Source organism: Polaromonas sp. P4_F4 (genome assembly GCF_056401355.1).
This window is the reverse complement of record NZ_JBFUJO010000007.1, coordinates 217,654-228,887: the sequence shown is the minus strand read 5'-3', so window position 1 is coordinate 228,887 and position 11,234 is coordinate 217,654. Positions and strand designations below refer to the sequence as shown.

Below are 11,234 nucleotides of genomic sequence, written 5' to 3'. Positions count from 1 at the left end.
CTAGGGCCTGTGAACGCTATTTATGCAAATGCGAATGGGGTGAAAACAGCGCCAATCAAGGCGCGCGACGACGCCCAGACCGGGCGTCTGGGCTAGGAGCGCAACGCAGAGTGGCGCTGTTTTCACCCCATTCCCTTCGGGTTGCGATCAAAAAGGCCCTGCGCGGCGTTGCAAAGCCTTGGCGGGGTCTACCCCGCCTGCGTTTTGCGCCTTGCTCATGGCCTTTTTGACTCGCAACGCATCTTGCATAAATAGCGTTCACAGGCCCTAGTGCGGTGTTGCCGTTTTAACCCGGATCAAGGACAAGTTCATGACAAAACCCGCTATCCCGACTGCCACGCCCCGTTACCCTGCGCCAGAACTGAAAAACCTGCCCGAAGACATCAAGGCCAAGGTGCTGGAGGTGCAGGAAAAAGCCGGCTTTGTGCCCAACGTGTTTCTGGCGCTGGCCCGGCGGCCCGCCGAGTGGCGCGCTTTCTTCGCCTACCACGACGCGCTGATGCTGAAAGAGGAAGGTTCCAACCCCACGGGCTCGCTGACCAAGGGCGAGCGCGAGATGATCGTGACGACGACCAGCGCGGCCAACCACTGCCTGTACTGCGTGGTGGCGCACGGCGCCATCCTGCGCATTTATGAAAAGAAACCTTTGGTCGCCGACCAGGTGGCGGTGAACTACCGCAAGGCCGACATTACGCCGCGCCAGCGCGCCATGCTCGACTTTGCGATGAAGGTGTGCCTGAGTTCCGACGAGATGGAAGACAGCGACTTTAAAGCCCTGCATGCCCATGGTTTCGACGATGAGGACGCCTGGGACATCGCCGCCATCACGGCATTTTTTGGCTTGTCAAACCGCATGGCAAATTTCAGCGGCATGCAACCCAACCCGGAGTTCTACCTGATGGGCCGCGTTCCCAAATCCGCCAAACCAACCTGAACGCGCCGCGGTTAACGAAAATTCAGCCCTCAACCGCCTGACGCATCCAGTCCGGCAGGGTTTTAGCCTTCTGCGCGGGAAAGTCCACCCAGATCGTGGTGGCACCGCCCGCGGCGCAAATCACGCCCGGATCGTCCACACGTTCCAGGGTGGCCCAGGTTTCGAAGGTGGTACGGCCCGGATCGCTCACATACATTTTGATCAGCACATCGCCCGGGTATTCGAGCTGCTTGTAGAAATTGCAGAAAGCATTGACGATCACCGGGCCCTCGCCTTGCGGATCAGGTTGACAGCCAATGGCGTACATCCAGTCGATGCGTACGGTTTCCAGGTAGCGGAAATAAGTGGTGTTATTGAGGTGGCCCATCGCATCCATGTCGCCCCAGCGGATCGGGATGCGCATTTCATGCACCAGCTTTTTCTTCTCGGGAATTTCAATTTTCATGTTGGGAATTTTGGAAAATTTGGAAAAGTGATTCAGCGGTGAGCCCGGATGGAGGCAAGAATGCCCAGCGTGAACAGCACGCAGGCGATGAACTGTGCCGCTGTGGGCCAACGGCCATCCCAGGCAAAAGAATACAGCAGGGCAAAAATGGTTTCACTGACGATGAGTTGACCGCACAGGCTGGCGCTGAGCCGCTGGCTGGCGATGTTCCAGAAAATGGTGGCCAGCCAGGTAGAGCCAAACCCGGCCACCACGCACAGGAGGACAAACAGGGTGCGGTCGTCGCGCGCCATCAGCACCGCCGCATCAGAGCCTGCCACCAGCCACATCAGCACCGCGCCCAGGCCGGTGGCCACGCCCAGCCAGTTGGCCCAATCGGTGGCATTGACCTCGGGATGCCGCTTGAGCCATGCGGAATTGACAATGGCGAACACCGTCCAGCACACCAGCGAGGCGGTCACCAGAACAACGCCGCGCCAAAAATGCATGGACGCTTGACCACCCGCCTCGTGCGTGGAACCCATCATGAGCAGCAGGCCCGCCAGCGTGAGTGCCAGCCCGGGCACCAGCGATGACCAGCGCAGGCCGTGTGGTTTGCCGAGCAGCATGACCCATAAAGGAATGGTGCCGATGACCAGCGTAGGCACCTCGGTGCCGGCATCGCGAATGGCCAGCACCAGCAGCAGGTAGTAGGCACTGAAACCCAGCACGCTCATGGCCAGGGCGGCCCAGGCCTGGCGCACGGTGGGCAGGCGCCGGCTGCGCCGGCCCAGCAGCATCACCGCGGCGGCCACCACGCCATATGCCGCAAAACGCCCGGCCGTCAGGTCCACCGACGAGTAGGCACCGGGGCCCACGGGCAACATGCGCGGCACCACAAACACCAACCCCCACAGCGCGCCCGCAAGGAGGCCGGCCAAAATGCCGCCCGTCATTCGCGAGTGCTCAGGTCGCAAAACCGTCATCTGCCGCGATCACCGCACCGTTGACAAAATGGCTTTCCCGGCTGGCCAGCATCACCAGCAGCGCGTCCAGGTCTTCCGGCTTGCCGATGCGCTTGCGCGGCAGCATCTGCACCAGCTTCTTGCCCTGCTCGGTTTCCCAGTGGTGATGGTTGATTTCGGTATCGATATAGCCCGGGCAAATGGCATTGACGTTGATACCGAACTTGCCCCACTCCAGCGCCATGGCCTTGGTCATCTGCACCACCGCGGCCTTGCTCATGCAGTACACGCCGATCTGCGGCAGCACGCGCAGCCCGGCCATGGACGCGATGTTGATGATGCGCCCGCCGCCATAGGTGCCCGGGGCCTCTCCCCTGGCCCGGGCGAGCATGCGCTTGCCAACCTCCTGCGCAACAAAGAACGCACCCTTGACATTGGTGTTGAAGATGAAGTCATAGTCTTCCTCGTCCACATCCTGCAGTCGCTGCGTGGTGCTGACGCCGGAGTTGTTGACGAGGATGTCGATGGGGCCTACCTCGGTCTCGGCATGGGCCACGCCGGCCTTGATGCTGGCGTGATCCATCACATCGAGCGACACCACATGCGCATCACCGCCGTCAGCCTCAATTTGTGCGCGCAACTCCTTGAGCCTGTCCAGGCTGCGGCTTGCCAGCACCACGGCGGCGCCGGCGCGGCTCAGGGTTTTGGCAAACTGCGCACCCAGACCGCCGGAAGCGCCGGTGACCAGCGCGACACGTCCTGAAAGATCGATGCTGTAGGCCATTAGGGGCTCCTCTCGATTAAAAGTGAACGATCGTCCGGGCGCCTGAATTCACGACTTAAAATTGCCGCGGTACAGGCAACGATCATCCAAATCATTATCAGCGAGTCCCCCGATGAATACCCAAGAAATTCTGGCGCAGTTTGGTCCCCGTGAAGCGATGGAATATGACGTTGTCGTTGTAGGGGGCGGCCCGGGCGGGCTGGCTACTGCGATCCGCCTGAAACAGCTGGCGGCCGAAAAGGGTACAGACATTTCCGTCGTCGTCCTCGAGAAAGGTTCCGAGCCCGGCGCGCACATTCTTTCGGGCGCCGTGATGGATCCCAGGGCCATCACGGAACTGATTCCCGAATGGAAGGCGCTGGGCGCACCATTGAGTCAGCCGGTCACGGGTGACGAAGTCCTGTTCCTCAGCGAAACAGGCGCAACCCGGACGCCGTCCTTTCTCGTGCCCGACTGCATGCACAACGAAGGCAACTACGTCATCAGCCTGGGCAATGTGGTGCGCTGGCTGGCGCAGCAGGCCGAGAACATCGGCGTGGAAATTTTCCCGGGCTTCGCGGCCGCCGAAGTGCTGTACAACGAGGACGGCTCGGTGAAGGGAGTCGCCACCGGCAACCTCGGTATTGGCAAGGATGGCGAGCCGACAGACAACTTCCAGCTGGGAATGGAGTTGCATGGCAAGTACACCGTGTTTGCCGAAGGCGCGCGCGGCCACCTGGGCCGCCAGCTGATCAGCCGCTTCAAGCTGGACGAAGGCAAGGACCCGCAGGCCTATGCGCTGGGCGTGAAGGAACTGTGGGAGATTGATCCGGCCAAACACAAACCCGGCCTGGTCATTCACACCGCCGGCTGGCCCATGGACAGCAAGACCTATGGCGGCGGCTTCATGTACCACCTGGAGGACAACAAGGTCACACTGGGCCTGGTCACCGGCCTCGATTACACCAACCCCTACCTCAGCCCGTTTGAGGAAATGCAGCGCTGGAAAACGCACCCCAGCATCAGGCAATACCTGGAAGGCGGCAAACGCATCGGCTACGGTGCGCGTGCCATCACGGCCGGTGGCGCATTGAGCCTGCCCAAAACGGTGTTCCCTGGCGGCGCGCTGGTGGGCTGTGAAGCGGGTTACCTCAATGCCGCGCGCATCAAGGGCAGCCACGCGGCGATCAAGAGCGGCATGCTGGCCGCGGAGGCCGCCTATGCTGCCGTGACATCGGGCCGCCAGCACGACGAGCTGGGCGCCTACCCCGAAGCCTATGCCAACAGCTGGCTGGCGCAGGAGCTGGGTCAGTCGCGCAACTTCAAGGCGTGGTTCAAGAAGGGCTTGTACATGGGATCCTTCATGACCGGCATCGAGCAGTGGCTGCTGCCCAGGCTGGGCATCAAGAGCCCGCCCTGGACGATTCACCGCACCCAGCCCGATTACGCCATGCTCAAGCCGGCCGCAGAGTGCCAGCCCATCGTCTACCCCAAACCCGACAACAAGATCACCTTTGACCGCCTGACGTCGGTCTTTGTGTCCAACACCAACCACGAAGAGCACCAGCCGGCGCACCTGACGCTCAAGGATGCGAGCGTGCCGGTCAACATCAACCTGGCCCAATACGCCGGCCCCGAAAGCCGCTATTGCCCGGCCGGTGTGTACGAGTTCGTGAAAAACACCGACAACACGGACCGCCTGCAGATCAATGCGCAGAACTGCGTGCATTGCAAGACCTGCGACATCAAGGATCCGACGCAAAACATTGTCTGGGTTACACCCGAAGGCGGCGGCGGACCCAACTACAGCGGCATGTAAGCGCGCCCTGCGCCTTGGGGCGCAGCTCCCGTCATGGCATGGCTCGGGTCATGCATGCAGGCCGGCGTCCCGTCAGGAACGGCTTTTACCCATCCACACGAGCCGGCTGCGCCAATGCCTTGCTGCCGGCGCCCGCCCGTGCGCCCCTCATGGGCCGCATGGCAAACCAAAGCCGAAGCAGCTTCCCAGGCAGCTTCGGTGTCAAAAAATCTTTGTTACTTTCTGTGGCCTCAGTCAGGCTGCACACCCCCGCTTCCTCCTCTCATCTTTCCGCGTAATACGGTAATGCGGTAACGCGTCATGGCCTGCCCAGGCCGGCATGACTGCGTGAAGGCCCATACACGGCCTTCCCTGTTGTCGTCTGTCGTCGTCTGTTGTCGTTCATGGACATGAGAAAACGATTGGACACACGATTGGACACGCTTTCGCGGGAACACCGTGAAATCAGGTGCCGTCCGACGCACCGAGTCGGACAGCACCGACATGGCTTGCGTTTCCGATGGGGATACTCAAAGCGATTGGGAGATGGCGCTGCTGCTGTTGCTCGCTGCCGCCAAACGTTGCGCCTCGCAGCTGTTCGCAGCACCAAGCATCAGCGCGTGTCGCCGTTTCATTGCTTCGCCGGAACTGCAAGGTTTTGCGTCCGGTGCGTGCGACTTGCTCCGACCGATGAATCCACCGGCTTGCCGGCTACCTGGAATGATTTTGAAAAAAAACAACACCCCCAACAACACCAACACCAACACCACCCCCATCCTGTTGACCGGGGGTGCCGGCTATATCGGCAGTCATACCTTTGCAGCCCTGATTGATGCGGGCTACAAACCCGTCATTCTCGACAACTTCTCCAACAGCCATCCGGCAGTACTGGACAGGCTGCAAAAACTGACGGGACAACGCGTCATACGCGAGCGGGGTGATGTCCTGAATCCAGGTTTTGTGGCGGAGGTACTGCGTCACTACGCGTGTGAGGCAGTCATTCACCTTGCGGGTGTCAAAGCGGTCGGTGAAAGTGTTCAGCAGCCGCTCAAGTACTACAGCGACAACGTTGGTGGTCTGATGAGTCTGCTGCAAGCCATGGAAACAACTGGCTGCCGCTCCGTGGTTTTTTCCTCCAGCGCCACGGTGTATGGCGATCCGGCCAGTGTTCCCATCCATGAGCAGTTCCCGTGTGCGCCCGAGAGTCCCTATGCCCAGACCAAGCTGATGTGTGAAAACATCCTGGCCTCCCTGCGCGCGGCCGATCCGGCCTGGCGCGTCGGCGTGCTGCGCTACTTCAACCCGGTGGGCGCACACCCCAGCGGCCTGATCGGCGAAAACCCTCGCGGGATTCCCAACAACCTGATGCCCTATATAACCCAGGTAGCCGTCGGCAAGCGTGCCAGCCTGCAGGTGTTTGGCAATGACTACCCCACACCCGACGGGACCGGTGTGCGCGACTATCTGCATGTGATGGATCTGGCCGAGGGCCATGTGGCCGCCGTGCATTCGCTGCTGACGCGTCCCCAGAGTTTTACGCTCAATCTTGGCACCGGCAAGGGGATCAGCGTACTGGAGGTAGTGAGCGCGTTTGAGCACGCGAGCGGCCGGCGCATTCCCCATGAATTCGCGCCGCGCCGGTCAGGTGACGTGGCCCAGTATTACGCGGATGTGTCGCTGGCCGATGCCGTACTGGGCTGGCGCGCAACGCGCACGATCGACGACATGTGCCGAGACGCATGGCGCTGGCAGCAAACCAATCCCGATGGTTACGAGGCAGGCCCGACAGGCCCGGATGCGCCCCCACGGCCACGCCTGCGCCGCAGGCCAAACGAGCCCCTGCGGCCCGCGGCGGTGACCTGAGCCGCTTCTCGCACCCCACGACCTCACGAGGCAGGCTCTCACGGCAAAAGTTCCCGTCCGCGTTCTCTCAGGCACAAACGCTCATGAGCCGATCGGACTATTGTCAATTGCTGCACTGCACAACAAACTTTCATAATTGCTTCTACAGGGAGAAAAGGTCATGTACCGCGCCTTGCTTACAGTCGTTTTAAACGCTTGCATTGCTTCCGCTTTCGCCGCCACCCCGGTGGGTTCCACCACCGACACCCTGACACGCGATGCCGCCGCGCGAGTCGCACGGCTGCGCGAAGCCCAAAACATCAAAGTCCAAAACATCAAAGTCAATACGAAACTTTCGGAAGGGCAGAGCCACAGCCCCCCACGGTCCTCCACCGTGCATGAATCAACCGCCGGGGATTCTCGAGAAAACCCCCATGCCACCCTGCTCATCACCCTGGTGTTGATGGGCGCTATTGCATTGCGGCGACGTGGCTCAGGAATGCCCTGATGAACACCGGCGGACTCGGCCGGCCCGGTGTCGCTGCGGTGAAATGGAGCGCAGTTTCCACCGTGGCCCGCTTTGCGCTGCAACTGGTGGCGCAGGTGGTGCTCGCCCGTACCCTGGGCCCGGACATCTTCGGCGTATTTGCCATCGGCATGGTGGTGCTGACTTTCGCCACCTTTTTTTCCGGCTTCGGCTTCAGCTGGAGCCTGCTGCAGCGGGAAACACTGGGCGACGAGGACATCCGCTTCGCATGGACCTGGCAATTGATGGTGGGTGCGCTGACCATGCTTGCCGTGTATTTTTTGGCACCCGTCCTGGCCAGCTACTTCAGGGAACCGCGCGCACAGGCCGTCGTTGAATGGCTCTCTATAGCCTGCCTGCTCACCGCAGCGGCTGCGCCGTCGAGCTACCTGCTGCAGCGCGACCTCAATTTCAAGGCCGTCGGTCTGGTTCAGGTGGGCAGCTATGCCGCAGGCTATGTCGCGGTAGGGGTGCCCATGGCCCTGCTGGGATGGGGCACCGCCTCGCTGGTGGCCGCGTGGCTGGTGCAGTCCGGCGTGCTGCTGGTGGCCAGCTATGCACTGAGGCCACATGCCGTGCGCCCGCTTTTCTGGTACGCCGACGCGGCCACGGCGGTGGGGACCGGCCGCGCCGTGTTTGCCACCAACATCGTCAACTGGCTGCTCAACAACCTTGACCGCGTACTGATAGGGCGCCTGCTCAATGCCCAGGCACTGGGTCTTTACAACGTGGCTTATAACCTGGCCACCATGCCGAACACCCTGCTGCTCGGCGCGCTGCAACCAGCGTTTCTGGCGGCCGGTGCACGGTTGCAAGACGACCTGCAAAGGCTTGGCCGGGCCTATCTTCAGATGCTGGCCACCATTTTTGTTTTGGGCCTTCCAGCCTTTGTGTTTCTCGCGCTCATTTCAGCGGATCTGGTGCGCCTGCTGTACGGCCCCCAGTGGAGCGAAGCAGCCTGGGTGCTGGCGATTTTGTTTTTGAGCATGCCGGCGTATGTGCTCTGGGGCCTGTCGACCCCCGTGCTCTGGAATACCGGGCGTAAGCACTATGAGTTTGCGCTGCAACTGCCGCTGGTAGGTTTGGGCGCACTGGGTTTTTACCTTTATGCCGGACAGGGCATCCATGCGGCTGCGGGCGTTGCTGCCGGGCTGCTGGTACTGCGTGCACTGGTCGTGGGCACGGCAGCTTTCCGGGCGGTACAGCTGCCGTGGACCGCCCTGCTGCCCCATGCTGCGCGCGGTCTGTTGCTCAGCGTCCTGTGCGCCGCGGCTGCGGTCGCGGGTCAGCGTGCCGTCGCGCAGTTTGACATGCCGTTGCTGTCACTGGCAGCCAGCACGCTGATGGCCTTGCTTGTCATGACCCTGCTCGTCGCCTTGCGTCCACAGGCGCTGGGTGATCAAACCGCCGGCATGCTCATCCGGTTCTTCCCGGGGCTGGCCAGCCACCTGGGTGCGGCGCCTGCATCACCGCTTCCCGAGCCCCTCGGCGAGCAACGCCTCTGAAATCGGCCCACCATGGAACAAGCCATCACCATTGCCATCCTCGTCACAGGTGCCGTCCTGGCGGCTCTGTCCGCGAGTGCGGGCATGGCGGGCGCCGTCCAGCTGACAACGCGCCAGTCCCACGGCTATATGCATGTGATTTTCTATGCCATGCTGCTGATGGTGGCACTGAGCAACCTGCTCTCCGGCCGCGACCTGTCTGTCCATGCGCTGAGCCTGACCGAGCCCGTCGCGCTGGTGCGCCACCCGCTGGTGCGCCTGGCACAGCCCTTGATGTCGCTGCTGCTGCTGACCATTGCAGGCGAGCGCATCGTCACCCGCTTCCTCAATCGCGGAAAAGCGGCGCCAGCACCACCGCTGATACTGGTGTCCTTCATTCTTTTCTGGGCCGCAACGGTGGCCGCCCCTGCGCTCCTGGGCGCGCACCCGCACCTGTCGCACGACTACGTCTACCCGCTGGTGATTGGGATTGCCGCCGTACTGGTCAGCGGCATGGAACGTGACCTTGCCTTGAGGGCGGCGCGCAACGCGCTGCTGCTGTTCCTGGCGGCCGGTCTGCTCCTGATTCCGCTAAAGCCCAGTCTGGTGCTGGACAATTCCTACACGCAGGGCTTTCTGCCGGGTGTGCCGCGCCTGGCCGGTCTCGCGGCCCATGCGGTGTCCCTGGGAATCCTGGCCCAACTTGGCTTGCTGTGCCTGCTCGCGCGCCCTTACCAGCACGTGTGGCTTAACCGGCTGGCGTGGGCCCTCGGGCTGGCGGTGCTGTTTCTGGCCCAGTCGAAGACCGCGTGGATTGCCTTTGTGGTCTGTTCGCTCTGCATCCTCCTCGTGCGACAGGGCCCGTCCTTCTGGCGCCGTGTGGGTGACCCCTTGCATCCCGAAGTGGGTGTCGTCTCCCTGCTGGTGTTCATGGCCGGGGTCTCGGCCCTCGCCCTGTTGTTGATGTTTGGTGAACTGGACGCCAGGCTCAGCAGCTTTTTTGCCAGCGCCGAGGGGGCCCAGCTCGCCTCCCTGACGGGACGGGACCAGATATGGGCGATCGCCTACGAGGAGTGGCGCCGCAACCCCGTGTTCGGTTACGGGCCCACCTTATGGGACGCCAGCTTCCGGGCCAGCATCGGCATGCCCAACGCGACGCACGCCCACAACCAGTTCATGGATACGCTGTCGCGCTCCGGCACGGTCGGGGCGACGGCCCTGGTGCTTTATGCGCTGATCCTGCTGGTGCTCTCGCTGCGCTATGCGCGCGCCAGCGGCGGGCTCACGCTGGCGCTGTTCGTGGCACTGGCCCTGCGCTCCATGAGCGAGGTCCCGCTGCTGCTGTTTGGCTATGGTGCCGAACTGGTGACCCATGTGCTGCTGCTGATGACGCTGGCGGCCGCCGCCAGCGAGGCCCGCATGGCCCGAATTACCAAAGCACAAACGGCGCGCAGCCGTGCGCATGCAGGTTTTGCCACCGCCAAAGACGGGTTGGCATCCGCCCGGGGCAGGCCATGAAATTCTCCATCGTCATACCGCTTTACAACAAGGCGCCTTACATCCGGAGCACACTTGATTCCGCACTGGCCCAGACCTTCACGGACTTCGAGGTCATTGTTGTCGACGACGGTTCCCGCGACGGCGGGGCCGATCTGGTCGCGGCGATCACCGATCCGCGCGTGCGGCTGGTGCGGCAGGCCAACGCCGGAGTGTCCGCGGCGCGCAACAAGGGCATAGAACTGGCGCGTGGCGAATGGGTGGCGTTTCTGGACGCCGATGACTGGCACCATCCCCGCTATCTGGCGACCTTGCTGCTGGCCCACCGGGCTTGTCCGGCGGCAGACATACTGGCGACCGATTTTGTGACGGTGCCCGACGGCGACGGCGACGGCATTTGGCCGCCGCGATGGTCAGTCCCGGAAGAAGCACCCGACGTGGAACTGATTACAGACCTGGCTTTGCGGTGGATGAACGGCCCGTCGCTCTTCACCAGCTCCATCGCCGTGCGGACCGCGCTGCTGCAGCGCATGCAGCCCTGCTTTGCACCCGGCGAGTCCCATGGGGAAGACCTGGATCTGTGGTTCCGCCTGGCCGAGCATTCACCAGTTGCACTGGCCCGGGCACCGCTGGCAGCCTACCGAACCGCGGTAGCGGGCAGCCTGACGGCGCACCACGCGGCGTTGACCATGCCCCCCTTCCTGCAACGCATGAAAGAACGCGCGCTGGGCGGCGCCATGCCCGAGGCCAGGCGCCAATCCGCGTTATGGCTGGTAGCCCAGCATGAAGTGACGCTGGCACGCCAGGCGCTCGCGTCGGGCAGGCGCCTCGAGGGCTTGCGCTGGCTCATTCAGGGCCGCCGTGCCGCCAGCACCAAACGCTGGTGGATGACCGCAGCCATGGCCTGTTTTTTCCCGGGACTGCTGGTCAGGAACTGGCAACTCTGGCGCATACGCCGTGCTGTCCGGGCGGTCGATGTCGCCGATGGAGGATAAGAAAAA

General features: G+C 62.7%; 10 protein-coding genes. 7 read left to right on the top strand and 3 right to left on the bottom strand.

The features are described from left to right. Nucleotides 1-310: 310 nt before the first annotated feature. A complete protein-coding gene (locus AC1DUR_RS10490) occupies nt 311-934 on the top strand; it encodes a peroxidase-related enzyme (RefSeq protein WP_477718840.1) in 624 nt (207 codons plus the stop codon). 22 nt (nt 935-956) lie between these two features. Here AC1DUR_RS10490 and AC1DUR_RS10485 read toward each other — a convergent pair whose 3' ends face one another. The 3 genes from AC1DUR_RS10485 to AC1DUR_RS10475 are packed head-to-tail and all read right to left on the bottom strand — an operon-like array spanning nt 957 to nt 3,107. Continuing rightward, the gene (locus tag AC1DUR_RS10485) at nt 957-1,379 is read right to left on the bottom strand and encodes an acyl-CoA thioesterase (RefSeq protein ID WP_477718839.1); all 423 of its coding nucleotides are present in this window, start codon (nt 1,377-1,379) and stop codon (nt 957-959) included. A gap of 32 nt (nt 1,380-1,411) precedes the next feature. Further along, the gene (locus AC1DUR_RS10480; RefSeq protein WP_477718838.1) at nt 1,412-2,314 is read right to left on the bottom strand and encodes a DMT family transporter; all 903 of its coding nucleotides are present in this window, start codon (nt 2,312-2,314) and stop codon (nt 1,412-1,414) included. A gap of 10 nt (nt 2,315-2,324) precedes the next feature. Next, a complete protein-coding gene (locus tag AC1DUR_RS10475; protein ID WP_477718837.1) occupies nt 2,325-3,107 on the bottom strand; it encodes an SDR family oxidoreductase in 783 nt (260 codons plus the stop codon). Between the two features lie 112 nt (nt 3,108-3,219). On the opposite strand from AC1DUR_RS10475, the gene AC1DUR_RS10470 reads away from it, so the two are divergent. From AC1DUR_RS10470 to AC1DUR_RS10445, 6 genes are all read left to right on the top strand, one after another. After that, nucleotides 3,220-4,905: an electron transfer flavoprotein-ubiquinone oxidoreductase gene (locus tag AC1DUR_RS10470; protein WP_477718836.1), complete on the top strand. Its 1,686-nt coding sequence runs from the start codon at nt 3,220-3,222 to the stop codon at nt 4,903-4,905. Nucleotides 4,906-5,604: 699 nt separating this feature from the next. Continuing rightward, complete coding sequence (gene galE, locus AC1DUR_RS10465) at nt 5,605-6,747, top strand: UDP-glucose 4-epimerase GalE (RefSeq protein WP_477718835.1); 1,143 nt, start codon at nt 5,605-5,607, stop codon at nt 6,745-6,747. Nucleotides 6,748-6,907: 160 nt separating this feature from the next. After that, complete coding sequence (locus tag AC1DUR_RS10460) at nt 6,908-7,234, top strand: hypothetical protein (RefSeq protein WP_477718834.1); 327 nt, start codon at nt 6,908-6,910, stop codon at nt 7,232-7,234. After that, on the top strand, nt 7,234-8,757 hold the full coding sequence (locus AC1DUR_RS10455; protein WP_477718833.1) for a lipopolysaccharide biosynthesis protein: 1,524 nt from the start codon (nt 7,234-7,236) through the stop codon (nt 8,755-8,757). Before AC1DUR_RS10460 ends, AC1DUR_RS10455 begins: the two co-directional genes overlap by 1 nt. Nucleotides 8,758-8,769: 12 nt before the next feature. Continuing rightward, on the top strand, nt 8,770-10,254 hold the full coding sequence (locus AC1DUR_RS10450; RefSeq protein WP_477718832.1) for an O-antigen ligase family protein: 1,485 nt from the start codon (nt 8,770-8,772) through the stop codon (nt 10,252-10,254). Next, complete coding sequence (locus AC1DUR_RS10445; protein ID WP_477718831.1) at nt 10,251-11,228, top strand: glycosyltransferase family 2 protein; 978 nt, start codon at nt 10,251-10,253, stop codon at nt 11,226-11,228. Before AC1DUR_RS10450 ends, AC1DUR_RS10445 begins: the two co-directional genes overlap by 4 nt. Nucleotides 11,229-11,234 lie beyond the last annotated feature (6 nt).